This is a genomic window from Staphylococcus intermedius NCTC 11048 (genome assembly GCF_002902385.1).
GTDB lineage: Bacteria > Bacillota > Bacilli > Staphylococcales > Staphylococcaceae > Staphylococcus > Staphylococcus intermedius.
Map to the genome: position 1 here is coordinate 101953 of NZ_PPQH01000018.1, position 26733 is coordinate 128685.

The window sequence follows — 26733 nt, forward strand, 5'->3', positions numbered from 1 at the left end:
ATTTATTGATCTTCATTCATAATATCGTATATCTCTAAAAATTTGGTGCTAAAGAAACCCTTATTGAAGACAGGATGGTTTAATAAACGAATATGGAATGGAATGGTTGTATCAATTCCGAGTACAGCAAATTCGCTGAGCGCACGTAAACCTGTCATGATGGCCTCTTCTCTTGTCGGTTGATGCACAATTAATTTCGCAACCATCGAATCATAGTACGGTGGAATGATATAGTTCGTATAACATGCTGAGTCAATTCGTACACCAAAGCCGCCTGGTGTTAAATATTGCTCGATTTTTCCAGGTGAAGGCATAAAGTTTTTATATGGATTTTCAGCATTGATACGAAATTCAATGGCATGTCCATTGATTTGAATATCATCTTGTGTATAAGGCAATCTTTCGCCCATAGCGACTTTGATTTGTTGTTTTACGAGGTCGACACCTGTCACCATTTCTGTCACAGGATGCTCTACTTGGATTCGCGTATTCATCTCCATAAAGTAAAATTGATCTTCATCTAAATCATAGATAAATTCAATAGTACCTGCGTTAAAATAGTTCACCGCTTTAGCTGCTCTTACAGCTGCATCTCCCATTTCTTTTCGTTTCGCTTCAGAAAGAATGGGAGAAGGCGCTTCTTCAACGAGCTTTTGCATGCGACGTTGAATCGTACAATCCCGTTCGCCAAGGTGGATCACATTACCATGCTCGTCACCCAGGATTTGAATTTCGATATGACGGAAGTTTTCGATGAATTTTTCTAAATATAAGCCCCCATCACCGAAAGCTGTCTCTGCTTCTTGTTGCGTCATTTTATAACCATTAATTAACTCTTCTTCATTTCGGGCGATACGAATCCCTTTACCACCACCACCAGCAGTTGCTTTTATTATAACAGGGTAACCAATCGAGTTAGCTGTTTGGATGGCATCTTCAATCGTGTTCACAAGTCCTTCGCTACCAGGAACAACAGGGACATTTGCACGTTTCATCTCTTCTTTTGCAATATCTTTAATACCCATTTTTTGAATCGATTCATAACTCGGTCCAATAAATTTAAGTTGGACAGCTTCACATAATTCTGCAAAATCACCATTTTCAGCTAAGAAGCCGTATCCAGGGTGAATACCGTCACAACCTGTAGAAGTGGCGATAGATAAAATATTTGGGATGTTTAAGTATGAATCTTTTGATTGCTTAGGTCCCACACAGTAGGCTTCGTCGGCTAATTGAGTATGTAATGCATCTTTATCGCCTTCAGAATAAATCGCTACAGTTTGGATACCTAATTCGTGACATGCGCGAATAATGCGCACTGCAATCTCGCCACGGTTTGCAATTAATATCTTTTTCATATTATTTCACCTTGAATAAAGCTTGGCCATACTCAACCATTTGTCCATCTTCAACTAAAATTTCAACAATTTCACCTGTAACTTCAGCTTGAATTTCATTAAATAATTTCATTGCTTCTAAAATACAAACTGTCGTATCAGCTGTAACTTGATCGCCCACTTGCACATAGGCGCTTTCTTCAGGAGATGGCGATTTATAAAATGTGCCTACCATAGGTGCTGTAATTGTTTTAAGTGCCGAATCAGTTTCAGCTACGGGTGCGTCTACAGAAGTCGTACTCGCCTGAACGGGTTCAGCAGATACAGTTGGTGCAACCATTTGTTGCGGTGCTGAAATTTGTTGTGTCACGATTTCTTTTTCTTTTTTTAAGTTGATTGTCGTACCTTTATCTTCAATACTGATTTCAGTGAGGTTAGAATTGTCTAGAATATCAATTAATTCTTTAATCTCTTTAAAATTCATTTTGGTTACTCCCTTATGATTGATTATTTCTACCCTACTATTTTACTTGAGTGTATAAGGCAATTCAAGAAAATACATAATATCTACAGGGTTGTTGTTGGATTCGTAGTAATGTTTCTTCTTTATCGAGAATCAAAAATTTAGCGTCGACGTAGATCTAAAAAATAAAATATGGACTAACAAGACAAAAATAAGCCTCATTAGTCCAACAATTATATTCTCCATTTGCATACATTAACAGGGTTATCTTTCCTCCTGATACGGATTAAATTAACCGCGTGAAACGTAGCTACCATCTGTCGTGTTAATGACTAACACATCACCTTCATTGACGAATAATGGTACATTCAATGAGTAACCTGTTTCAACAGTTGCTGACTTAGTTGCACCTGTCGCTGTATCACCTTTGATACCAGGCTCTGTTTCAGTTACTTCAAGTTCAACAGTTTTCGGCAATTCTACACCGATTGTTTCACCTTGGTATGTTTGGATATGTACATCCATGTTTGCTTTTAAAAACTTCAATTCATATTCTAAGTAATCTGTGCTTAGTTCTGTTTGTTCGAAAGTTTCGTTATCCATGAATACGTGGTTGTCTCCATCAGCATATAAGTATTGCATACGACGGTTTTCAATCATCGCTGGTTCTACTTTTTCACCTGCACGGAAAGTTTTTTCTTGGATTGCACCTGTTCTTAAATTACGTAATTTTGATCTTACAAACGCAGATCCTTTACCAGGTTTAACATGTTGGAATTCAATTACTTTCCAGATTCCGTTATCAACAGAAATCGTTAAGCCTGTTTTAAAATCATTTACAGAAATCATTCAGTTTCCTCCTCAGAATCACTCTTCTTCTAAAATAATAAGGTCTTTTGTGCAATTAGTAAAGCGTTCGCCGCCATTTTCTGTAATTAAAATGTCATCTTCTATCCGAACACCGCCTAACCCTTCTACATAAATGCCTGGTTCAATCGTCACACAATGATTTTGTTCTAAGACGATATCTGATTTTTGTGACAGTCCAGGAAGTTCATGAATGTCCAAGCCGATACCATGACCTAATGAATGACCAAAATGTTTGCCATACCCTGCTTCTGTAATGATATCACGTGCAATACTGTCCATTTCTTTACCAGTCATACCTGGACGAATCGCTGCAATCGCGGCTTCTTGACTTTTTAATACGATATTGTAGATTTTAATCATTTCTTCTGATGGCTGGCCGACAGCAAATGTACGTGTAATATCTGAACAATAGCCATTATAATATGCACCGAAATCTAACGTGACCATTTCTCCTGACCGGATGACTTTGTCTGAAGCAACGCCATGTGGCAACGCGCCTCGTACACCTGAAGCAACAATTGTATCAAAAGAAGTATCGTCAGCACCTAAATGCAACATTTTGCTTTCTAAATGCGCTTTAACTTCTTTTTCTGTCATACCAGGTTTAACAACAGTCAGAATATATTCGTATGCTTCATCCACAATTTGCGCTGCTTTTTGGATGGCTTTAATTTCATTTGCATCTTTTGTTTGGCGAATCGTTTCGATAGCTTGACCGATAGAAATCAAGTCATGACGACCTTGATTTAATTTTAAAAATGCATCATAAGCGACGAGATGGCCTTCAAACCCAATATTTTGTATATTTAAAGCTTTAAACTGTTCTACAATGGTTGTGTATAAATCGCCTTGTTGTAAAATGACCTCAAATTCAGTAGCCTGTTGTTGTGCTTGATCAGTATAACGGAAATCAGTAATGAGTAGTGCTTGGTTATTTGTAATAATCAGTGCCCCACTCGTACCTGTAAAACCGGATAAGTAGCGTCGATTAAAATCAGATAAAACTACTAAACCGTCGAGATGTTTTTCTTGTAATAAAGTTCTTATCTTTTGAAGTCTATTTTTCATACAAAAAATCCTCCTTATATTTGTACTTAATTACATGATACCTTAAAATGTAGTCATATGTAGTGAAAAACAATTGAGTGTTTAGGAGTTTAATATGAAAAAGAGAATTTACGCGAGTATCAGTGTGGTATTTTTATTGTCAGCCTGTGGAAGTCAAAATTTGTTACCTTTAGAAGAGAAGAGCACAGACTTAAGTGATAAAAATCATGAAATTAAACTTGAAAATCAGCAACTTAAAAATGAAAATGCAAAAAAACAAAAACAAGTGGACGCTTTGAAAAAAGACTCGGAAAATACAAAGCAAGCGAAGTCTAATCAGAAAAAAGCGACCTATCTTGAATTTTCATCACAATACTATGCCTCTGTTACGGATGCAATTAACGCTTATCAACAAATCGACTCGAAAGTTTTAGAAAACAAAAAAGATGACAAAGTATTGGAACAATTAGATCAAATTGTTGATGATCACGAAAGTGCGATTGAAACATACAATGACGCGACTGAAGATGAATCGATTGTTAAAAAAGATAAGTCAATCAAAACGCAAGATAAAGAGATTAAAAAGCTTCAAAAAGACATTAATCGTGCATTAACAAAAATCAAAAAAGGTTATAAAGACAAAGATAAAACAGAAATCCAAAGTGGACGTCAGAGCTTATCGAACATCAATGTCAAAACTACAAATGCAGAACAAAATAAAGAGGAGTAATTGAAATGTCAACTTTCCAAAAAATTATATTCGGTGTAATACTCATTGTTGCAACGATAGGATTAATTTTTAATTTAGATGTAGTGCTTTTCAGTATTTTTAGATCTATCCTAACTATAGGGATTATTATCGGCATCATCTATTTGGTTTATTTCTTTTTCTTTTTAACGCCAGATCAACGAGATTATAAAAAACGCGTTTGGAAGAATAAACTTAAAAGACGAAGATAAAATCATTTTGAACCACAGTTAATTTTGTAGTACTATCAATTATATTTAATATAAGTTTAAAGGCTGGGCGCATATCTGTAATGCGTTTCCCAGCCTTTTTTTGATTTTCGATCATTCGTGGTTATTTTCGATATAAAAATTCATCTGAACGATATTTTTCTTCTAACGCCTTCACTTCTTCTTGTTGTGCTGCTGTTAATTCTAATGGTTTAAATTCAATATCCAGTGCTTTTTTGAATCCTTCTTTAAACGCGACTTCCATTTGTTCTAATGTCACTGTTTCATCGGATAAATCATTAATGGCCACTGCTTTTTCTACAAAGGCTTCTTTCATTTTATCTTTTAATCTATCGCTTTTGAAAATGAACATATGGAACAAGTCATCAATATCCACATCTTGAAGAATAGAGCCGTGCTGTAAGATAACACCTTTTTGTCTTGTTTGAGCACTGCCTGCAATTTTTTTACCTTCAACAACAAGTTCATACCAACTCGGAGCATCAAAACAAACAGAACTTCTCGGCTGTTTTAACTTTTCTCGCTCCTCTTTAGAACGTGGTACAGCGAAATGCGCATCAAAGCCTAATGATTTAAACCCTTCAAGTAAACCACCCGAAATCACACGATAAGCTTCAGTGACCGTTTGTGGCATATCTGGATGTGATTCTGGAACGATAACGCTATAAGTCAATTCCTTATCATGTAAGACGCCACGGCCCCCTGTTTGTCGTCTCACCAAACCATAGCCTTTTTCTTTAACTTTTTCGATATCAATCTCTTTGGCAAGTCGTTGGAAATAGCCAATGGATAATGTCGGTGGATCCCAAGTGTAAAAACGAACAACTGGATCAATCTCACCTCTTGATACGAAATTTAATAAAGCCTCATCTAATGCCATATTGTAGTATGGATCATGACTTCCTGTATTGATAAAATGCCAAGTTTCTGTCATTTGATTTAAATCCTCCCTATGAAATATCATCGGGCATATGTTATGTTTCAAAATATATAAAATTGCCAACATATGTCACACATAAAAATTTTGATAAATTGGTCTATCAGTCTTATAATAATAATATCGGTATTTTAGGGAGGATGCAAGATGAGTAACATGACATTAATCGTTTTAATTGTGTTAGCTTTGGTCATCATTTGGATGGTATCCAACTTTATCATCAATAAAAGATCAGTAACAGAATTAAACCAAGAAGAGTTTCAAGAAGGTATTCGAAAAGCACAAGTGATCGATCTTAGAGAAAAAGCAGACTATGATTATGGTCATATTATAGGTGCACGAAATATCCCTATGACAATGTTTCGTCAACGATACCAAGGATTAAGAAAAGATCAACCTATCTATCTTGTAGATGCAAACGGTATCGCGAGTTATCGAGCTGCACGTACACTTAAGAAAAAAGGCTATTCACAGTTGTACATGTTAAAAGGCGGCTACAAAAAATGGACAGGTAAGATTAAGTCTAAAAAATAGTTAAAAGAGCTAGTGGATCCAACACGTGTGGATGACCTAGCTCTTTTTTTATGAGCATAACTAGGGTTTAAAGTGCTAATCACTATAGTCTCCCTCGTTAGTGAACAAACGTTCCCCTATCGCTATTTTTAGCACTTTTTTAGAATAGTTCTGATGACAGTCTGAGCATAATAAGGGGATGGGTCATTAAGTTTTCCCAGTCCTTTTCCTTTTTATGGACATATATCGATTAACGATGATAAAACAGCCAAAAATGAGGATAAATGGGACGTCATCATTTTTGGCTGTTATGAGGTTCTTTCCATTTTATAAACTTTCCCTAGGTGACTGCAATTGATGTAAGATTGTCCAGAGGCTGAGACTCCCGAGGGATAGAGTTAAAAACAAAATTTCGTCTTTTAACTTTGATAGTGGCTACTGTTTATCGCAGTAGCTGTCTGACTTCTCAATGCTTGAACTTTTGAGAAGTCTAGTCAGCCTTGCCGGGCCAGATCATCCCCTGGGAACGCGAAACCATAAGGGCAATCAGAAGCCACAAATCATAGGGGGCAAGTTAATCAAAATACTGCATCCACAGCAACAAAAATGATGATGCCGCATCCCCTTATCATCTTTGAAATGAATTTATTTTTCTTCTTTTAAGTTCTCAAATTTTAAAATTGGTTTTCGTGCTGCTGTCGTTTCATCCAAACGGTCAATAATTGTAGTATGTGGTGCTTCTAATACTTTATCAGGATCTTCCTCTGCTTCTTTCGCAATTTGGATTAAAGCATCACAGAAATAGTCTAATGTTTCTTTAGATTCAGTTTCTGTTGGTTCAATCATCATACCTTCATCGACAATGAGTGGGAAGTATACTGTTGGTGGATGCACCCCAAAGTCTAATAAACGTTTAGCCATATCTAACGTACGGACACCAAGTTTTTTCTGCTTCGTACCACTCAATACGAATTCATGTTTACAATATTGATCGAATGGAATGACGAAAGTATCTTTTAAACGTGCTTTCATGTAGTTTGCGTTTAGTACAGCCGCTTCAGACACTTCTTTCAATCCGTTATAGCCCATTGTACGAATATACGTATAAGCACGTAAATAAATACCGAAGTTACCGTAGAATGGTTTCACGCGTCCGATTGAATATGGAATGTCATTATCATATTCAAAGCGATCTCCATTTTTCACAACGAGTGGTTTTGGTAAGTAATCACGTAATTCCTTTTTCACACCGATTGGACCTGAACCTGGGCCACCGCCACCGTGAGGACCTGTAAATGTTTTGTGTAAGTTCAGGTGAACCGCATCAAATCCCATGTCACCAGGACGAACTTTATCCATAATCGCATTCAAGTTTGCGCCATCGTAATAAAGTAAGCCGCCCGCTTCATGTACGATATCACGGATTTCCATAATATTCGTTTCAAAAATACCTAAAGTGTTCGGATTCGTTAACATGATTGCAGCAGTTTTATCACTTACGACTTCTTTAAGGTGATCGATGTCTACTTCACCTTTTTCATTCGATTTAACTGTGACAGCTTTGAAACCAGCAAAAGCTGCAGAAGCTGGGTTTGTCCCGTGTGCTGAGTCTGGTACAATCACTTCATCTCTTTCAGTATCACCATTTTGTAAGTGGTATGCTTTGAAGATCATGAGCGCCGTCCACTCACCGTGCGCACCAGCAGCAGGTTGTAATGAAATTTCATCCATACCAGTAATTTCTTTTAATTCTTCTTGTAAGCTGTAAATAATTTCTAAGGCACCTTGAATTTGGTCCTCATCTTGTAAAGGATGCGCTTCAGTAAATCCAGGAATACGCGCAACTTTCTCATTAATTTTAGGATTATATTTCATCGTACATGAACCTAATGGATAGAATCCTGAATCGACACCAAAGTTTTTATTAGAAAGTTCAGTGTAATGACGAATTAAATCAAGTTCAGATACTTCAGGAAATTCAGCTTTATTTTTACGAATGAACTTTGAATCAAGGAGTTGATTGGCAACATCGTTATCAATTTCTCTTTGCGGTAAAGAATAAGCAAAGCGACCTTTTCTTGAACGTTCAAAAATTAATGGACTAGATTTACTTACCATTGATTTCACCAGCTTTCTGCACAAATGTATCGATTTCTTCTTTTGTTCTCAATTCCGTTACAGCAACGAGCATGTGGTTTTCGAATGTTTGGTCTACAGTGCTTAAATCAAAACCACCAATGATGCCCTCATCTAAAAGTGCACGGTTCACTTCAGCAATCGGACGATCAAAGCGTACAACAAATTCGTTATAAGATACGCCGTCTAAAACAGTAAAGCCGTTATTTTTAAATTCCGTTTTAGCATAGTTCGCATTTTCCATGTTTTGTATCGCTATTTCTTGAATCCCTTGTTTACCTAAAGCTGACATTGCAATAGATGATGCAAGCGCATTTAAGGCTTGGTTTGAACAAATATTAGATGTCGCTGTTTCACGACGAATATGTTGTTCACGTGCTTGTAACGTTAGTACAAAACCACGATTACCTTCATCATCCGTTGTTTGACCTACGAGACGACCAGGGATTTTACGCATCAATTTTTTCGTTGTTGCAAAATAACCACAGTGTGGCCCACCGAATTGTGTAGGAATACCAAACACTTGTGTATCACCGACAACGATATCTGCACCAAATTCACCTGGTGGCGTTAATAAGCCTAATGATAAAGGATTCGCATATACGATAAAGAGTGCTTTCTTATCAGCAACCATCGCTTGAATCGCCTCTAAATCTTCAATAGAACCATAGAAATTTGGATATTGTACTGCAACTGCTGCCGTATCATCATCAATAGCTGCTTCTAATTTTTTTAAGTCAGTTACAGTACCGTCTAAATCTACTGTAACGACTTCATATTGTTCTCGAATTTTTGAATACGTATCTAAAACTTGTAATGCTTGATAATGCAATCCTTTTGATACAACAATTTTCTTTTTCTTCGTGTTACCCCAAGCTAATAAACAAGCCTCAGCAAAACTTGTCATCGCATCATACATAGAGGAGTTTGCAACGTCCATCGCTGTTAACTCACAAATCATCGTTTGGAATTCGAAAATGGCTTGTAATTCCCCTTGCGAAATTTCAGGTTGATATGGTGTATAGGCAGTGTAGAATTCAGATCTGGAAATCATCGCATCTACAACAGCCGGTGCATAGTGATCATAGACGCCTGCACCTAAAAATGATGTATGTGTTTCTTTCGTAATATTTTTATTCGCAATACGTGTTAATCGCTTCAATAATTGTGTTTCTGGCTCTGCATCAGCAATATTTAAATCTCTGTTTAATAACACATCTTCAGGAACATCACTGTATAGTTCTTGAATAGATTTAACACCAATCGTCTCTAACATTTCTTGCTCATCTTTTTCAGTTAATGGAATATAACGATGACTCACTGTATTCACTCCCTATTTTTCGATTTGATTCTTTTTAACAATTTGTGCTTTAACTTGACGTTTTCTTACTTGTACAACAACTTCTTTTCCCATTTCAAATGCATCGCGCTGAATGATACCCATACCGATAGCTTGACCTGTAGAAGGTGATTGTGTACCCGAAGTCACTTCTCCAATTTCGTTGCCATCTACATCAAAAATCGTATATCCAGTTCTAGGAATGCCCTTATCAATCATGCGAAGTCCTACTGTACGTCTTGGTGCGCCATTTTCTTTTTGTGATTTAAGTACAGATTTACCGATAAAATCTTCCTCTATTAATGGTTTAGCTGCAAAAGCGATACCACCTTCATATGGTGTGATGGACTCAGATAAATCTTGTCCATGAAGAGGTAATCCGGCTTCTAAACGTAATGTATCACGTGCACCCAAGCCACATGGTGTTACACCTTTTGATAAAAGTGCATCCCATATTGCAGTTACATCTTGACTGTCACAATAAATTTCAAAGCCATCTTCACCTGTATAACCAGATTGTGAGAGGATTACATTTTTACCGAAGATTTCGACATTTTGTTTAAATTCAAACATACCCATTTCACTGACATCTTCAGAAGTATTGTCTTGAATGATTTGTCTTGCATTTGGACCTTGTAATGCCAGTTGACCATATTGATCTGATACATTTGTTACAGTAGCATCAAAACGATCACTATGTTGTACAATCCATTCATAATCTTTATCGACGTTGGCAGCATTAACAACTAATAAATATTGCGTTTCTCCAAGCTGATAAATGACTAAATCATCAATGACACCACCCTCTTCATTACATAAAGCAGTGTATTGCGCCTTTGATAAAGTTAGTTGATTTGTATCGTTAGAAAGTACATATTGAACAAGTTGTGGGGCTTCTGGACCTTCAATGTGAATTTCCCCCATGTGGCTCACATCGAATAAACCAACGTTGCTACGTACAGCATTGTGTTCCTCTTTAATACTTGAGAATTGAACTGGCATCGCCCAACCACCAAATTCAACAATTTTAGCCCCTGCATCAACGTAATGTTGGTAAAGCGGCGTTTTCTTTAGTTCTTCTGACATGTAGTCCCCTCCTAATGTGTAATAAAAAACAGGGGAGTACATTCATACTCCCCTGTTGAGATGCCTTCAGGAATGCGTCACAATATTATCCTTTTACCTGAGAGATTCGTAATCCATAATTACTTGCTCCTTCGGTGATGAGTCGTACCCATACTCTCTAATATTGATCATTCGCAGACAATTTAATTTTAAGTTCATTAAGCGTTTCTGACAATGGTATTGCAGATGAAACCTTAATGAATGCGATTTCATTATATCTTGAAATGCGCGTAGAATACAAGTGTTTTAAAGATTCGAAACTTTTTTTATTCGCATTAGGTCGATGGGGATCGTCTTTAACTCTTTCATAGAGTGTTTCCATAGGTGCGTCGACCCATATCGCTTTCACTTCAGAATCTTTAATCAATTGATACGTGGGATCATGTGTCAGAATACCGCCACCGACCGCAATGATGTCATAGGATTGCATCGCTTTTTTTAAACATTGATATTCATGTTGTCTAAAACCCGCTTCTCCTTCTTCATCAAAAATTTGTGGGATTGATTTTTGTGTTTCAGTTTCAATAAATGTATCTAAGTCAATAAATGAACATTGCTCTGCTTCAGCTAATGACTGCGCAATAGTACTTTTACCAGCACCCATAAATCCGATAAAAATAAGTGGTGTATCGCTATTTGAATTCATATATTACTCACCTTTGTCGATAATTCGCGCTATTTGATACGTATAGTAATCTGATAGCGCATCTATAGTTTGTAATTTTAGACTATATATCAATAAATAAAAAGAGATAAAAGTAAAATACGCAGCTAAAATGATGAATAATAATGGTAAAGTAAAGCCGTGTCTACAATAAAACCTCTTTTTCATGTGTTGTAGTCCCTTCTTGATAAGTTATTTTCATGACAATAAAGTCATGTGCTATTTTTTCAAAGTAAACATCTAGAACGTGATTGCACATCGTAATGTTCCCTTTATGTCCAACCGTCTTTATCATTTTTTGATTTCGTAATTTATAGTTCACCTCACTGTAATCATCATGTATCTCAAGTTCTTTCTTTCTGATAACCTGTGCTTTGACATTTTCCGAGTGCAGTGAATTCGAGATGTCCTTAACCATCAGTTCAATATCATACGTTCGATCGTCAAATACTGTCGCTTTGAATTGCCCTAAACTCATTATGATTAAAGGGATAAGTAATACGATGGTGATTTGAATGAACAGTGCGATAAGGCTCTCAATGAGTGTGAAGCCTTGCTTTTCGATAACAATATTTTTGTGTAGTTTGATAGTTTCGTATACATAATTGATGAGCTGTCGGAATAATTTCATAATGAGACACCGTCAATTTCTTTTCTGGAATTTGATGTTGAATGACTTCAAATAATGTACGCTTTAATACTGAATCTTCTACTGTTTCATGATACGTTTTAACCATTTGGTGTGTCATTGGGATAAGTTGAAAGACAATCATACTTAGCAGAAACATTGCAAAGAGGCTTTCGATAAAAACAAATCCTGCGCTTACTTTTAGCTTTTTTACTATTGATATGATATCCGGTACCTCCCTTGTTCAATGTGGAAAATGAGGGAAAAGGCACGTTGCTGATGTTCAAAGTGTAATGTGCCAAATTGATTTGCTTTCCCGTCCTTATCAAAAATGAGTGCATGAAGGTTTGAAGTCATTTTCAAATGAAGTGGCGTAAGTGGAATGGTTGTCACACGATGAGGATTGATCGTTTCTATCTTAATATCGTTTCGGTTAGGACGAAAGAGCAGCATGACAGGTGCGGGACTCTGAATCGCATAGGCTTGGTAGTAGTCAATCTCACTAGTTAATTTTTTAATCTCATAATCCGTAGTGTTTTGAATTAAATTCAATTGTGGATATGCAATAGATAGTGAAATCATAACTGAAACAATGGTCAAGACTAACAACATCTCAATCAGTGTAAAACCTTCACGACGCAACTGCTTCGCCATCTCTGATAGTAATATCTTCACCTGATTTACATGTTTTTTGGCTTTCTTTTATATAACCTTCACGAACTAAGTCATCAATCGTATTTGGTTTATGGTTAAACTTTAGTGCATAGGCTTCTATTTGACTATCAACCATTTTTAACTGCGCGGCACAACCTGTTTTTTGAATATGGTCTGATTGTTTAGCAATATTAGGGATGATAAGTATCAATAGCACACTAATTATTAAGAGAACGAGTAGCATTTCTATTAAGGTAAAACCTTTCTTTTGCTTGAATTTTGATTTAAGTTGTTGAATCATTGTTATTCACTCCTATTCTTTAATCGCTTGCATCATTTCAAAAACGGGTAGCATCATAATTAAATAGACTGACAATACTAAAATACCGATGAACGTGAACATGATGGGCTGAATCCATTTAATGTGGTGGTAAATCATTGCTTCTATACGGTCTAATAAGAAGATGCTATATACTTCCTGCTCAATATCCAATTTATCTCGTTTTTCACCCTGCTTAATATAGCTGATCAATTGAGATTCAAAACAGTCTAATTGCATCAAAATATGTGAAAATGATTCGCCTTGTTGGAGGTGTGTTTTCAATGTTTGTCCGACATATTGTAAGAATACATTGGCTTCTTGATTCAAATAAATCTTAACAATATCGTTGAGTGTAATACCGTTTCTAAAAAATAATACAAATTGATTCGTCATGTGATAAGTTGTAAAGCGTTTATAATATCTTTTGAATATTGGAAGATGGGTTAAAAAATGAACTTGGCGTTGGATTGGGAGGTGTTTTAAGCGTATTTTGACAATATAGTAAGTTGTACTGATGATAAGTAATAGGATTAAAAAGAGTGCTGGAAAGTTTTGTATGAACATCTTAACAAAATATTGCAATGATGATTGTTTCAATTGCATCGTTTCATACATTTGGTCAAACTGTTGCATGACCGTTTGGTTCAAAGTCACAATCAGTGCGAGAAAGATTAACATGAGTACAATAGGATATTGGATGGTTTTAATCAACTGTTTTTTGAGGTTTCGATTTTTGGTATAAAATTGATGACACAATTTTAACGTTTCAGGTAGTGAGCCATAACGTTCAGCAAAATAGAGTTGCATCAAAATCGTTTCAGGATAACCAAACATACGGAAAATATCATAACAATTGGCCCCTCTTTTTAATTTTTCATTGAGTTGATTTTCAAATGTTGCATGTTGAATATTGAGTTGTTCATAAATAAACATCATTGCTTCGGCAAAAGTAAAACCATGTAATAATAATTGATAGAGGCGCTCCATGATGAGTAAGTGTTGCGCATTCAATTGTCTTAAAGTGCGTTTAATTCGTATACTTTCGTAAAATCTTTTCATCTATGACCCCCTCTTTATTCAGAAGTTGAAGCTTATCAGTAAGACTTGTAAAAGCATTTGGAAGTTGAAAATTATGATTTAGAAAATATTGAATCTCTTGTTGATCCATCGTTTCATAGACGAGCTGTCGCTGGTCATTTTTTGTAGTAATGAGCCTTTGATTAATGATGAGATTGATCGACTGAGATAAATCTTGATGTGAAAGACCCATTTCTATCAGCCTTAAGAGTACACCTTGACAATCATTCGCATGAATCGTGGATAACACTAAATGACCACTTAAACTCGCTTGAATCACATCTCTTGCAATGTGACTGTCTCTAATTTCTCCAATAAGGATCACGTCAGGGTCACAGCGAAGAATTGCTTTTAATGACGAGCCATATGTGATATCAGCCTTTTCATTAACAGAGATTTGTGTAATGCCATTGACAAGCTGCTCCACGGGATCTTCAATGGTGATGATATTAAGGTTTAATTTTTGTTTAGCATAAACAACCATTTGATACATTAAAGTACTTTTTCCTGCACCTGTTGGACCACTAAACAGAATTAAACCTTGCTTTTTCTCCATATTCGATTTAATGTCTAATACACTGTGAGCCTTTGCATTTTGAAAATATTGGGGTGTAATACGAATGACGCAACTTTCGGTTCCTAAATTCAAAGGTAACGTGGATACCCTTAAGTAATATAAGTCTTTATGTTCATAGATGTAGCGACCGCTCTGTGCTTTGTGTCGTGTTGAAATATCTAATCCAGCTTGATATTTCAATAATGTTAACAATTTTTGATACGTTTCTAAATTAAGTGTGTCATATAATACAAGTTGATCTTTGACTCTGAGTTTAACTTCGACTTGAGCTTGTGACGGGATGAAATGAATGTCCGATGCCTCATTTTGAAGGGCAAATTGTATAACATGATCTAAAAGTAGTTGCATAAAAATCACCTCTTGCATTTATACACGCAGGAGGTGAGGAAATTACTTGTCTTGTAGTAAAAAATATCGTTAAATTTTGGTAGTGACCCCATATTGCTATCATTATATAAAGCGCAGAAGAAAAGTTTAAACTGACACTTTCTTCTGCGCTTATAGTTAACCTTGACCGTCTAAATACGGATTCATATATTCGTCTTCAACTGTTGTCGAAGTTCCATGACCTGGGTATAACGGTAACTGTTCGTCTAAACTAAACAATTTATCTTTAATAGAGTCGACTAAAGTTTCGTAGTCCCCTTTGTATAAATCTGTCCGTCCAATACCGTTATTAAATAATGTGTCACCTACTACAGCAAATTCATCAAACACATAAGTCAAACTACCGGGTGAATGCCCTGGTGTATGCATGGTTTGAATATGGAATTGACCAATTTGATGTGTCCCTTCATCAAGTGCACGTGGTTCTGCTTGGCTTGTAATAATAGGAAGACCGTAATCTGTAAATTTCGCTGATCCATTTTTTTGTGGATCTGTTAAAAATGAAAACTCTTCAGCATGCATATAAACAGGCACATCGTATCTTTTGAGCACATCGTCTAATGCAGCAATATGATCAAAATGGGCATGTGTTAAAAGTATGGCAATCAATTGCTTTTCAGACTGCTTAATTTTTTCATCAATTTTATCGATGGCGCCTGCTGGATCAATCAAAATCATCTCTGTATCATTTTCCACAAAGTAAGTGTTTGTATTAACAAATCCTAAAGTAAGATAAGAAATATTCATATGTCACCCTCATTATTTCAAATGTTTTTTGACTGAATCTAATTTATCATTCATTTTACGTTGTTTATCACGACGGTCGTCAATGCGAATGTTTGTACATACACGATCGAGCCCTTTATTGAACGGTAATTCGTGAATAGCTTGAATGACTTCAAACAAATCTTTTAAGTCCCCTTCAATTAATGTATTCATCGGTGTCAGTTGATAATCGATTTTACCTTCTTGCTTGTATTCTTCTAATTTTGTTTGAATTTCTGCAATGTATTGGCTGACACTAGGTCCTTCTGTGCCAACGGGAATCACTACTACATCAACAATTGCCATTTAAATACGCTCCTTCTCAATAATATAAGTTTTAATGAGCCCAGCAGCCCCTACGATACCTGCATCGTTACCTAATTCAGCGCGTACAATTTCGGTCCCTTGTTGTGAAGGTGTAAATGCAAGATGATAATACTCTGTTTTAATGTTTTCAATTAAAATATCGCCTGCATCTGACATACCGCCACCTAAAATAATGTATTTAGGGTTGGTCGTTACGCTAATGATACTTGCAAGATAAGCAACATATTGTGCGACACGTTCTGTGATGAAAATACAGAATTGATCACCTGCTTTTGCCGCATCGAACACGGCTTTAGCTGTCACTTTGTGTTCTTTTATAAGTGGTAAAATTGAAGATTTGAAAGTGAGCTTCGGATAGTAAAAATGAACTAAATTCATCACACCTGTCGCAGAAGCAACTGTTTCGATACATCCAAATTTACCACAATTACATTTAAAACGTTGATCGTGATCAACACGAAAATGTCCAAGTTCAGCACCTGACCCGTTATGACCATGAACGATTTCACCATTAGCGATGATGCCACCGCCTAAGCCTGTGCCAAGTGTAATCGCAACGACGTCATCTGCGTCTTTACCAGCACCATTATGTTTTTCACCTAATGCCGCAACGTTAGCATCATTATCGACATACACCGGAAATGACACAAATTCTTGCATAATTTCTGAAACGTTAACAGGTTGTGGCCAGTTTAAATTCACCGCACCATTCACCACACCAGATTCGAATTTAACGGGACCTGGAACACCAATACCCATTCCAATAACCTGGTTCATATCATAGTTGTTACGTGCCATTTCATCAACAAATGCATCATAGATTTGTTTGAGTAATCCGAAACCTGTCGGATCTGAAATATCTGTTTCGATTGACCACTTCGATAATTGTGTTAATGATTGATCAAAAATTCCTAATTTACATGTCGTGCCACCAATATCAGCAGCTAAAATTAAATGTTTGTTCATTCTCTATTCATCCTTCTTTGATTAATTAATAATTTAGATTGGACAAATTCGTCTTTAGTGATTAATTCATGGCGATATAATGTTTGAATTTCTTGTTCAATCATTTCTAACATATCACCCTTGTTATCGAAATAAATAATAAAGCCAAATTTTTTTAATAGTTGGAGTACATCATAAAACGTCTTAAGTTGTGTTTGCATATTAATCATCCAGTTCTTTTTTCAAATTCTGATAATCTTGATTATTCGGGCTCGCTTTTAATGCTTTCTGGATATATGATTTGGCTTGCTTATCATCTCCTAATGAGCGATTGGCAATGGCCATACGATAATTTAGTGTTGGGGAATTGGGGAAATATTTAAGTCCTCGCTCCCATTCGGCCATTGCTTCAGCTTTAGAGTCTTTCGTAGCAATAATAATACCTGATAAATAATAAGTCACATCATCTGCATACCCATTTTGATAAGTTTGTTTAATCATATTTTTAGCTTCGGTATATTGCCCATCATGCATTTCTTGTTGAATAATTTGATTATAAATATTTGTATCGGATGTCATAAAGATTTTAATGCAAGTCAGTATCAGTATTACGATTGAAATACCGAGTAAAATATAAAAATATTGACGCTTTTGCTTAAAATAATAGCCTAAATAAACGACAAGCACACCACCAAATAGTCCTCCTAAATGGGCAACGACGTTCACGTTTTGAACCAGAAGTGTTAAAGACGCCATGACAACGACAGCAATGACCATTTGTAAGATGACTTTTTGGTCAAAACGTCGACTTATTATCATGAGCGCGACTAAACCACCCATTAAGCCAAATATTGCACCACTTGCACCTAATGAAAAACTCGTTGTAATTAAAGCGAGTGAGATCAAGTTACCAATTATGCCTGATAATAAATAAGTACCAAGCATTTTTAAAGACCCTATAAATGCTTCAAGGAGTTTCCCAAAGATAAAGAGCGACAACATGTTTAATAATAAATGTTGAAAATCAATATGTAAAAACATCGATGTCACAAGTCGGTACCATTCGCCATGGACGACATTAAAATGAGCAAGCGCGCCTAAATTAATAATTTCATAATCTGTGTGATGTGGTGTAAACCAAGTGACAACCAGCCAAATGAGTACATTGATTGCAACAAGTACGTACGTTATCGGCGTGAAGCGATACATGGCTTTTTCGACGATATTTTGATTAAGCACTCGCTTTTGATATTCTTTTAATGATTTTGAGTTTTTTTGACCTAATTTTCGTTTGATGATTGGATGTGTCGTGATGTTATGAAGTGTTTTCGAATTATGAATACTATGGAATTGCACTTGAAGTGGTTCATGCACGTTAAAATTCACTGGATTAAACGCCTTATCAGTGAACACATAAACATCATAACGCTTAATACTATACCCTAAGAACTCAGCGATTTGTTGTTGATGTTCTACAATTCGATCTTTGTCAAAATCAAGTTCTTGAGTAGTGAATGCGCCTTGCTTAAAAATAACCACATGTTGTTTTTTTGCATGTGCAAGCCAAACTTCATTTTTATCTTTTTCATAATGAACGCAATCATAGTTCAAATAACGCATCCATAGAAAACTTGTTTGCCATAAATGTTTTTCTTCAAACATGTGTTACCTCCAGTCTTTTATGTCTTAGCAATTATGAGTTCTGACACAGGATAATCGTGAGGTTCGATGTTCGCTATTTCGCTGAGTTGTATGTCATAAATGAGACTTAAATTGGTCGGTTCATAAGTTGAAAGATAACGATCAAAATAACCGCCGCCATAACCAATACGATACCCTTCATTATTAAATACAACACCAGGAACAATCACTAAATCCAAATTATTTTTCACTGGACTCTCAACTTGAATATAGCGAATTCCTTTGTCGTCTGTTGCTAACTGATCGAATGTTGTGAACTGTTGGAATACCATTGCTTTTTGTTCATAATCTGTAGTTGGCACATAAACTTGTTTGCCTTCCTTTATTGCATGCCGAATAATCGGATCAGTTTCAACTTCATGCGACATTGATAATACGAGTCCTAGATGTTTTGCCTGTTGGTATTTAGGATGCTGTATGAGTTGTTCAAATAACCAACGATCTGCTTTTTTCTTTTGCTCGGTTTGAAGCATTTTCATTTTTTGTAATGTCGCTTGACGTAATGCTTTTTTAGTCATTTCATCTTCACTCCTCACATCTCACCCTATTATATCGTGCATTCGGCGCTATGTCATGAAAAGATCTTCTCGTATCTCGGTACAGATTTTTGAATGATAAATATAAAAAATGGCTAGAACACAATGTCCTAGCCCAAGATTGAAACAATTATTTTGTTTCGCGGTGTAATGTTTGTTTGTTTTCACGTGCACAGAATTTTTTCATTTCAATACGTTCAGGATTAGTACGTTTGTTTTTAGTAGTGATGTAGTTACGATCTCCACAATCTGTACATGCTAAAGTAACGTTTACGCGCATATTAACCCTCCTCATCTATCATTAAAATACGACCTTATTATCATACCATTTTAAATGAAAATTGGGAAGCGTTATTTCGTATAAGATTCGTAGCGATCGCCTGTAATAAAATAATACAATTGTTCTGCGATATTGACGACGTGGTCCCCTATACGTTCTAGGTATCGTGCTACAAGATGTGCTTGCCCAGCCACAAAGGGATCATTATCAATTAAATAACTCGTATTAATGATTTGTTTATATAAATCATCAATGTCGATGTCTCTTTCGATAATTTCTTTAACGAGTTCTAGGTCTTTGTTTCTTGTAGCATCATACAAATCTTTAAGCATCAACAATGCTAATGCGCCCATAGTTTCTAATCGTGTCATGATATAGCGATCTGTAATTTGCACACGTGTTCTTATTTTAGCAATATTTGCGGCATTATCCGCAATACGTTCAAACTCGGAAGCAATTTTAAGTGTCGCAATCATCATTCTTAAATCTTTCGCAATGGGTTGTTGTCGTGTAATAAGCATGACGACCTTTTCGTTGATATCATATTCCATTTGATTAATTGTTCTATCGTTTTTCACGATTTGTCGTGCATGTGTAATATTTTCATCTGATAACACTTTTATAGATTTTTGAATCGTACTGTACGTGTGTAACCCCAGCACACGTAAATCTTTAAGCAATTCATTAAGTTGACCTTCATAACGTTTTCTAATGACTGTCATATTATCCGAAACGCCCCGAAATATAATCTTCTGTTTGCTTATCAGAAGGATTTGAGAAAATCTTATCCGTGTCATCATATTCATTGACATAGCCATTTAAGAAAAAGGCAGTTTTGTCGGACACACGTGCGGCTTGTTGCATATTGTGTGTGACAATGATAATGGAATAATCTTTCTTTAAATCTTGAATTAATTCTTCTACTTTTAATGTCGAAATTGGATCAAGAGCTGATGTAGGTTCATCCATTAAAATCACATCAGGCTCAATTGCTAAACAACGCGCAATACAGATACGTTGTTGTTGGCCACCTGATAAACTATATGCATTTTGGTTGAGTCGATCCTTCAATTCATCCCAAATTGCTGCCCCTTTAAGTGACTTTTCAACAATTTCATCTAATATTTTTTTGTCTTTAATACCATGAATACGTGGACCGTACGTGATATTATCGTAAATGGACTTTGGAAATGGATTCGGTTGTTGGAAGACCATACCAACTTGTGTACGTAATTTTTCTACTGGATAACGTTTATCGAAAATATTTTGTTCTCTATAGTAAATTTTACCTGATGTTTTCACAGAGGGTACCAATTCTACCATACGATTGAGTGCTTTAACATATGTTGATTTACCAGAACCAGACGGCCCAATAATGGCTGTTACATTCTTTTCATAGATATCTAAGTTGATATTTTTTAACGAATGTTGTTCACCATACCATAAATCTAAGTTTTGAGTTGAATAGACGATATTTTTACTTTGTTCAGTTTGTAATTGAATATGATTTTGTTGCTTTTGATTCACGATATCAGTTTTTCTTTCTAATGTTTGAATTTCTGACATGAAAAACCCTCATTTCCTTAATACTTTTTAGAATATTTATTTCGAATAATGACCGCAATCGTATTTAATATAAGTAGAATAGCCAGTAATACAATAATCGCAGCTGACGATAATGCTTGGAAATCAATGCCAGGTTTACGTGCCCAATCATAAATTTGTAAAGGCAATGTCTGGAATGAATCTAATATACTATTTGGTGTGCGTAATAAAATCGTCGGGATACCAATCGCAACTAATGGTGCTGTTTCACCAATAGCACGAGAAATAGCTAAAATCACACCTGTAATGATGCCGGGAATTGCTGCAGGTAACACGACTTGTTGTATCGTTTGCCATTTATTCGCACCTAAACCATATGAGGCTTCTTTTACTGATTGTGGTACAGAGCGAATCGCTTCTTGGCTTGCGACGATAATGACAGGTAAAATAAGCAATGCAAGCGTGAGTGCAGCAGCGATAATCGAATTCCCTAATTGTAATAATGCAACAAAAATCGTCGCACCCAATAATCCATATACGATCGATGGCACCGAAGCTAGATTCGAAATGTTCACACGAATGAATTTCGTAAAGGCATTGTCTTTTGCGTATTCTTCTAAGTAAATGGCACTGCCAACACCTAAAACGAGCGCGATAGGAATTAAGGTCATCATAAGCCACAATGTACCAATTAAAGCACCTTTTACCCCAGCTGAACTTGCTGATGATGAAGAAAAGTTTGTAAAAAAGTCAGTACTCATGACTGGTATCCCTTTTCTTAAAATATCAGCAATAAGAATGGCTAAAACAATTAATCCTAATAATGTACAAATAAAGAAAATCGTTTTAAATACTTTGTTTTTAGTCAAACGGCCAGAGAGTTGAGCTTCAACATTTTTTTGATCGACTAAATTCATGATTAATACTCCTCCCTGAAACGTTTAGTAATCCATTGTGAAATAAAGTTCATGACTAATGTGAAAATAAATAATGTAAAACCAACTGCGTAAATACTGTAATAAAGATCAGAACCATTAGTTGCATCCCCTTGTGAAACTTGCACAATGTAGGCTGTCATTGTTTGAATAGAATGTGAGAAAGACAAATCAAACGATGGGCTTGAGCCTGCTGCTAACGATACAATCATCGTTTCACCAATGGCACGTGAAATAGCTAATACAATCGAAGCCATGATCCCTGATGTTGCTGCAGGTATCACCACTTTAAACACCATTTCTAGCTTGGTAGATCCGAGACCCAATGCACCTTCACGAATTTTTTGAGGAACAGAAGACATCGCATCTTCACTCATACTTGCTATCATTGGAATAATCATCACACCTACAACTAAACCAGGGCTGATCGCATTAAAACTACCGATACCTGGAAACATAGTTCTCAGTACAGGCGTCACTAAAGTCAGTGCAAAAAAGCCATAAACAATCGTTGGAATACCAGCTAAAACTTCTAAAATAGGTTTAATGATTTTACGCGTTCTTTTGGAAGCATATTCACTTAAATAGATGGCTGCACCTAAACCGACTGGCACTGCAAAAATTGTCGCGATTAAAGTAATCTTTAAAGTACCGATAATGAGTGCCCAAATGCCGTATTTAGGAGTTGCGCTAAAAGGATTCCATTCTGTTTCAAGGAAAAATTGAGATATCGGCACACGAGTGAAAAAAGTAATGGTTTCGGTGAGCAACGTGATGACAATACCTAGTGTCGTCAAAATTGATATAGCAGCTATAATAGCTAAAACGATTGGCATTACTTTAGCACTCAGCGATGAGCCTGCATTACTCTTTTTTTGAATGAGCGCTCGAATGTTATTTTGTGATTTCATCTTACTAACTCCTTTTCTAAAAAGGGTTGAAGTATTATCTGGTAGCGATAATACTCAACCCCGAACACGAATACTTATAATGTCATTATTGAATCATTGTAGTCAGTATGTGAGATTATTATTTATCTTCGCCTGTAATCTCTTCTAATTTTTTGAGTTGCTCATCATAATCTTTTTCAGGTAATGCAACATAATCCACACCTTTTGCTTCAGCAGCTTTACCTTTATCTTCTAATGTAAATTTCATAAATTCAGCAAATGCATCATTGTTTTTAAGTTTTTCATTGTTTGCATAAATGAATAATGGTCTGCTTAGTGGGTAAGAACCATCTTGAATTGTTTTTTGCTCAGGTCCAATGGCTTTACCATCATCGCCTTTCACTTTTACCGCTTTTAAACTATCTTCGTTTTCTTTATAGAAATTGTAAGCGAAGAAGCCGATACCTTCTTTGTTATCTTGAACAGACTTCACAATGACGTCAGTGTTTTGGTTTTTCTCTGCTTGAATATCTTCATCATTCATGACTTCTTCGGTAAAGAAATCATATGTTCCGTGTGATTGGTCTGGGGAGAATGCTTTAATGGGTTTGTCAGGGTAATCAGCATCAACATCTGACCACTTCTTAGCTTCTCCAGAATAAATCTTTTTCAAATCTTCTAATGAAATCTCTTTAAGGAAATCATTGTCTTTATTGACTGCAATCGTTAAACCATCTTGCGCGACTTTGAATTCTGTATAATCGATGCCTTTATCTTTCAATTGTGATTTTTCTTCATCTTTAATTGGACGTGATGCATTTGAGAAGTCAGTTTTACCCGCAATAAATTGTTTGAAACCGTCTCCTGTACCTGAAGTCACGTTTTCTACTGTTGCTTTATCATGACTTGAAGAAAAGTCTTCGTTCAATTTTTCAATGATTGGGGCTACTGTTGATGAACCGTTCCCTTTTACTGTTCCCTCAACGTTAGAACTTTTTGTATCACCTTGATCACTACTTTGTTGAGATGCACCACCACATGCACCTAAAACTAATGAAGCACCAATCAGTGTACCGCCCAGTGTTTGCCATCTTTTCATTGAAACATCCTCCTAGAATTAACTTCGATTTGATTACAACTTAAGGATACAAATGTTTTATTAATTAGGAATGAACGAAGTGTAAAGTTTACGTTAATTTATTGTTTGATATATTTTTGTATGTTTAATTCAATTTGGTCATATCGATTGTTTTGAAGGTGTCAAGAATGATGAGATTCAAATATTGAAGTGATTGAGAGGTGTAAAAAAACAGAGCTAGAATCATTTTAGGTTCTAGCCCTGTCTTACCAATGCAGTGATTGAGATGTGATTTATTTATCAAAATAATAGTTGATGACGTCGCGTCCTAAATCTCCCCCGTTGAGCCAAGGTTCAGGCACAGGTTGGTTTGTATAAACGATGGAGAAGGCTAACTCCGGATCATCAGCTGGTGCGTATCCGATATATGTTGAGTTAACACGTGGTTCACCATCTTGAAATACTTCGGCTGTTCCGGTTTTACCTGCTGTGCGTACTTTTGTTTTATTAAAGCTCACATAACCGGTCCCTTGTGGTTTGTTAAACGCCATATCAAAGCCTTTTTGAACTTCTTTAATTTCTTCAGACGTATTATTTACACGGTTAAGTACGCGCCCATTAATTTTATGTTTGACAGGTCCTAATGTATCATCGCTAGTTGCTTTATGAATCTCTTTTCCGATATGAGGTTGAATACGATAACCATTATTTGCAATGGTTGAAACATATTGCGACAGTTGTAATGGTGTATAAGTATCGTATTGACCGATCGCCAAATCGAGATAATTACCAGGATTGTCTTTTAAAGATTCAATTTGACCACTGACTTCATTAGGTAAGTCGATACCTGTTTTCACACCGAGGCCCACTTGGTTTAATCCTTTACGCAATTTTTGTCCTGGTACAGTCACATCTGTAGGCAATGACATATGCGGTTGATATTCAAGACCAGCAAGCTTCAATGCAGTTTTAAACATATATACGTTTGAAGAATGCATTAACGCTTGTTTATCGTCAATTAATTTTTGTCCATTTTTATTGAAATATGATCGTTTAGTTAATCCGCCTTTAAATGTTAAAGGTTCGTCTACCATTTGATCACCAACATGAATGACATCATTTTGGTAACCTGCAAGAAGTGTTGCCCCTTTGACTGAGGATCCCACTGCATATTGTGATGTAAAGGTTCCGATGTCATAGTCAGTTAATGTACCGTCTTTTTCAATCTTTTTACCGACCATCGCTAATATATCGCCGTTTTTAGGATCTTGTACGACCATCATTGCGGAATCCATATCCTGTGCACCTTCAGAACGCAACTTTTTGATTTGTGATTCTAGGTATTCTTCTGCTTTTTGTTGAAGTTTAATATCAATTGTGAGCACTAAATCGTCCCCACGAGAACCTTCGTTTACAACTTCCGAATCAATAATTGCACCAGACTTATCTGTTGTATAGCGCATTTCTTTCTTTTTACCACGCAGCACATTTTCATATTGTAATTCGAGGTAACTTTTGCCGACACGATCATTTCGTGAATAGCCTTTTGAAAGATAATCGTCAGTCAGTTCTTTCGGTAAACCTTCTTCTGGTGTCGATACACTACCTAAAATACCTCTTAATGTATGACCGTACGGATATTTTCTATCCCAATCCATCTCCGTATTAATTCCGGGTAAATCCGCCAATTTTTGAGAAACTGATGCGTATTCTTCATCCGTCACTTTATCTTTTTTAATCGTTCTTGGACTTAATGTCGAACCTTGCATCATTTCACGATAAATCGCCAATATTTGTAGGTCTTTTTTAGATAGACTGTCGAGTTGTTGATCGGATATTTTTGTAAGCAACTGTTGGTCATAGTCTTCTTGAGAGATATCGCCATTTTCATACAGTTGCTGTTCTTTTTTCATTAAATCTTTTGCTTCATCTGGATGTTTTAGAATCCAAAAGTCCTTTTTATCGCGCTCAGTGATTTTACTTGTATCCATTTTAATTAATTTTGAGAGATTCTTCGCTGTGTTAAGTATTTCTTGTTGATTTGTATTTTTACCACGCGTATATGTAATGGATTTTTTTGATGCGTTGTCTACAATCACATTGCCGTTTCTATCTAAAATCCGTCCTCTTGGCACAGATTCATTTACAGTCACATTTTCGCTTTCCCGTATCATTTGATTATATTGTGAACCTTGAGCGATTTGTAAATAACCGAGCCTTAATACAATCGCAACAAATGCAAAAATAATGATTGCAAATATAAAGTTAATCCGTTTATTCATATGATGACGCATTTTTTCGTCATTTGTTTTTTCTTTTAATCGTTTTAACAATACAACCGACCTCTATTCACATCATTCTCCTTAAAATGATATATGAAATACATCGTTTTTGCTAATGTTTTGTGATGAATCCATCAAAAAATATTTATCGTATCCATTACGACAACCAATGGCGTAGCAGAGTGAAGAATGATATTTTCAACAGTTTTCAACGTATTATAAACCTTGATATATCGCTGTTTTTATAAACTGATTAATGCTATTAAGTACCATCATTTAAAAAATAACGTATTCAAAACGTATTCAAAAAACGTCCGCACGTGTGATAATTTTCAGGGTATCGCTTTAAGAGATACTCTTTTATTATGCATTTTTTATGCTAAGTTTTGCTAGGG

30 protein-coding genes and 1 riboswitch are annotated in these 26733 nt (G+C 35.9%); of the genes, 3 read left to right on the forward strand and 27 right to left on the reverse strand.

The genetic code is table 11. From position 1 onward, the window contains the following. Positions 1 to 2 precede the first annotated feature (2 nt). From accC to CD138_RS04980, 4 genes are all read right to left on the reverse strand, one after another. Positions 3 to 1358: an acetyl-CoA carboxylase biotin carboxylase subunit gene (accC, locus tag CD138_RS04965; protein ID WP_019168715.1), complete on the reverse strand. Its 1356-nt coding sequence runs from the start codon at positions 1356 to 1358 to the stop codon at positions 3 to 5. Position 1359: 1 nt separating this feature from the next. Continuing rightward, the gene (accB, locus tag CD138_RS04970) at positions 1360 to 1821 is read right to left on the reverse strand and encodes an acetyl-CoA carboxylase biotin carboxyl carrier protein (protein WP_019168714.1); all 462 of its coding nucleotides are present in this window, start codon (positions 1819 to 1821) and stop codon (positions 1360 to 1362) included. A gap of 270 nt (positions 1822 to 2091) precedes the next feature. Then, positions 2092 to 2649: an elongation factor P gene (gene efp / locus CD138_RS04975; RefSeq protein ID WP_019168713.1), complete on the reverse strand. Its 558-nt coding sequence runs from the start codon at positions 2647 to 2649 to the stop codon at positions 2092 to 2094. A gap of 18 nt (positions 2650 to 2667) precedes the next feature. Continuing rightward, entirely contained in the window at positions 2668 to 3738 is a 1071-nt protein-coding gene (locus CD138_RS04980) for a M24 family metallopeptidase (RefSeq protein ID WP_019168712.1), read from the reverse strand. A 94-nt stretch (positions 3739 to 3832) separates the two neighbouring features. Between CD138_RS04980 and CD138_RS04985 the strand changes: the two genes are divergently transcribed. After that, positions 3833 to 4447, forward strand: coding sequence for a coiled-coil domain-containing 22 family protein (locus CD138_RS04985; RefSeq protein WP_019168711.1), 615 nt, complete (start codon positions 3833 to 3835; stop codon positions 4445 to 4447). 5 nt (positions 4448 to 4452) lie between these two features. Then, positions 4453 to 4677, forward strand: a complete 225-nt coding sequence (locus CD138_RS04990; protein ID WP_019168710.1) for an SA1362 family protein — start codon at positions 4453 to 4455, stop codon at positions 4675 to 4677. Positions 4678 to 4798: 121 nt separating this feature from the next. Here the strand turns inward: CD138_RS04990 and lipM are convergent, their stop codons facing one another. Further along, entirely contained in the window at positions 4799 to 5629 is an 831-nt protein-coding gene (lipM, locus tag CD138_RS04995; protein ID WP_019168709.1) for an octanoyltransferase LipM, read from the reverse strand. A gap of 159 nt (positions 5630 to 5788) precedes the next feature. Here lipM and CD138_RS05000 point away from each other — a divergent pair, with 159 nt between their 5' ends. Next, positions 5789 to 6166 (forward strand): rhodanese-like domain-containing protein, encoded by a 378-nt coding sequence (locus tag CD138_RS05000; RefSeq protein WP_373364641.1) that lies wholly within the window; start codon positions 5789 to 5791, stop codon positions 6164 to 6166. Between the two features lie 624 nt (positions 6167 to 6790). Here the strand turns inward: CD138_RS05000 and gcvPB are convergent. The 22 genes from gcvPB to CD138_RS05115 all read right to left on the reverse strand — a co-directional run bounded on the left by gcvPB (position 6791) and on the right by CD138_RS05115 (position 26389). Next, positions 6791 to 8263 (reverse strand): aminomethyl-transferring glycine dehydrogenase subunit GcvPB, encoded by a 1473-nt coding sequence (gcvPB, locus tag CD138_RS05005; RefSeq protein ID WP_019168707.1) that lies wholly within the window; start codon positions 8261 to 8263, stop codon positions 6791 to 6793. Continuing rightward, entirely contained in the window at positions 8253 to 9602 is a 1350-nt protein-coding gene (gene gcvPA, locus CD138_RS05010; protein WP_019168706.1) for an aminomethyl-transferring glycine dehydrogenase subunit GcvPA, read from the reverse strand. Before gcvPA ends, gcvPB begins: the two co-directional genes overlap by 11 nt. 12 nt (positions 9603 to 9614) lie before the next feature. After that, positions 9615 to 10706: a glycine cleavage system aminomethyltransferase GcvT gene (gcvT, locus tag CD138_RS05015; RefSeq protein WP_019168705.1), complete on the reverse strand. Its 1092-nt coding sequence runs from the start codon at positions 10704 to 10706 to the stop codon at positions 9615 to 9617. Positions 10707 to 10781: 75 nt separating this feature from the next. Beyond that, a riboswitch (glycine riboswitch) is annotated at positions 10782 to 10877 on the reverse strand. Next, positions 10864 to 11391: a shikimate kinase gene (locus CD138_RS05020; protein WP_019168704.1), complete on the reverse strand. Its 528-nt coding sequence runs from the start codon at positions 11389 to 11391 to the stop codon at positions 10864 to 10866. (Overlaps the previous riboswitch by 14 nt.) A 163-nt stretch (positions 11392 to 11554) precedes the next feature. Next, positions 11555 to 12040, reverse strand: coding sequence for a competence type IV pilus minor pilin ComGF (locus CD138_RS05025; protein ID WP_019168703.1), 486 nt, complete (start codon positions 12038 to 12040; stop codon positions 11555 to 11557). Between the two features lie 210 nt (positions 12041 to 12250). Continuing rightward, positions 12251 to 12712 (reverse strand): competence type IV pilus minor pilin ComGD, encoded by a 462-nt coding sequence (gene comGD, locus CD138_RS05035; protein ID WP_244913366.1) that lies wholly within the window; start codon positions 12710 to 12712, stop codon positions 12251 to 12253. After that, the gene (comGC, locus tag CD138_RS05040) at positions 12669 to 12992 is read right to left on the reverse strand and encodes a competence type IV pilus major pilin ComGC (RefSeq protein WP_019168701.1); all 324 of its coding nucleotides are present in this window, start codon (positions 12990 to 12992) and stop codon (positions 12669 to 12671) included. The genes comGD and comGC overlap by 44 nt, the downstream gene beginning before the upstream one ends. Positions 12993 to 13004: 12 nt before the next feature. Then, the gene (gene comGB / locus CD138_RS05045; protein WP_019168700.1) at positions 13005 to 14072 is read right to left on the reverse strand and encodes a competence type IV pilus assembly protein ComGB; all 1068 of its coding nucleotides are present in this window, start codon (positions 14070 to 14072) and stop codon (positions 13005 to 13007) included. Next, complete coding sequence (gene comGA / locus CD138_RS05050; RefSeq protein ID WP_019168699.1) at positions 14041 to 15015, reverse strand: competence type IV pilus ATPase ComGA; 975 nt, start codon at positions 15013 to 15015, stop codon at positions 14041 to 14043. Before comGA ends, comGB begins: the two co-directional genes overlap by 32 nt. A 156-nt stretch (positions 15016 to 15171) precedes the next feature. Beyond that, positions 15172 to 15801 carry an MBL fold metallo-hydrolase gene (locus CD138_RS05055; protein ID WP_019168698.1) on the reverse strand — a complete coding sequence of 210 codons (630 nt, stop codon included), beginning with the start codon at positions 15799 to 15801 and terminating at the stop codon, positions 15172 to 15174. 12 nt (positions 15802 to 15813) lie between these two features. Next, positions 15814 to 16125 carry an MTH1187 family thiamine-binding protein gene (locus CD138_RS05060; RefSeq protein ID WP_019168697.1) on the reverse strand — a complete coding sequence of 104 codons (312 nt, stop codon included), beginning with the start codon at positions 16123 to 16125 and terminating at the stop codon, positions 15814 to 15816. Further along, the gene (locus tag CD138_RS05065; protein ID WP_019168696.1) at positions 16126 to 17112 is read right to left on the reverse strand and encodes an ROK family glucokinase; all 987 of its coding nucleotides are present in this window, start codon (positions 17110 to 17112) and stop codon (positions 16126 to 16128) included. Then, entirely contained in the window at positions 17109 to 17312 is a 204-nt protein-coding gene (locus CD138_RS05070) for a YqgQ family protein (protein WP_019168695.1), read from the reverse strand. Before CD138_RS05070 ends, CD138_RS05065 begins: the two co-directional genes overlap by 4 nt. A 1-nt stretch (position 17313) precedes the next feature. Continuing rightward, the gene (locus CD138_RS05075) at positions 17314 to 18753 is read right to left on the reverse strand and encodes a rhomboid family intramembrane serine protease (protein ID WP_019168694.1); all 1440 of its coding nucleotides are present in this window, start codon (positions 18751 to 18753) and stop codon (positions 17314 to 17316) included. A 17-nt stretch (positions 18754 to 18770) separates the two neighbouring features. Continuing rightward, positions 18771 to 19310, reverse strand: coding sequence for a 5-formyltetrahydrofolate cyclo-ligase (locus CD138_RS05080; protein WP_026066862.1), 540 nt, complete (start codon positions 19308 to 19310; stop codon positions 18771 to 18773). Between the two features lie 148 nt (positions 19311 to 19458). Next, on the reverse strand, positions 19459 to 19623 hold the full coding sequence (rpmG, locus tag CD138_RS05085) for a 50S ribosomal protein L33 (RefSeq protein ID WP_256726578.1): 165 nt from the start codon (positions 19621 to 19623) through the stop codon (positions 19459 to 19461). 56 nt (positions 19624 to 19679) lie between these two features. Then, complete coding sequence (gene phoU / locus CD138_RS05090) at positions 19680 to 20330, reverse strand: phosphate signaling complex protein PhoU (RefSeq protein ID WP_019168692.1); 651 nt, start codon at positions 20328 to 20330, stop codon at positions 19680 to 19682. A gap of 1 nt (position 20331) precedes the next feature. Next, positions 20332 to 21174: a phosphate ABC transporter ATP-binding protein PstB gene (pstB, locus tag CD138_RS05095; protein ID WP_019168691.1), complete on the reverse strand. Its 843-nt coding sequence runs from the start codon at positions 21172 to 21174 to the stop codon at positions 20332 to 20334. A 17-nt stretch (positions 21175 to 21191) separates the two neighbouring features. After that, positions 21192 to 22070, reverse strand: a complete 879-nt coding sequence (gene pstA, locus CD138_RS05100) for a phosphate ABC transporter permease PstA (RefSeq protein ID WP_019168690.1) — start codon at positions 22068 to 22070, stop codon at positions 21192 to 21194. Between the two features lie 2 nt (positions 22071 to 22072). Further along, a complete protein-coding gene (gene pstC, locus CD138_RS05105) occupies positions 22073 to 22999 on the reverse strand; it encodes a phosphate ABC transporter permease subunit PstC (RefSeq protein ID WP_019168689.1) in 927 nt (308 codons plus the stop codon). 118 nt (positions 23000 to 23117) lie between these two features. Then, positions 23118 to 24077, reverse strand: a complete 960-nt coding sequence (locus tag CD138_RS05110; protein ID WP_019168688.1) for a PstS family phosphate ABC transporter substrate-binding protein — start codon at positions 24075 to 24077, stop codon at positions 23118 to 23120. Between the two features lie 272 nt (positions 24078 to 24349). Beyond that, a complete protein-coding gene (locus CD138_RS05115; protein WP_019168687.1) occupies positions 24350 to 26389 on the reverse strand; it encodes a peptidoglycan D,D-transpeptidase FtsI family protein in 2040 nt (679 codons plus the stop codon). Between the last annotated feature and the right edge of the window lie 344 nt (positions 26390 to 26733).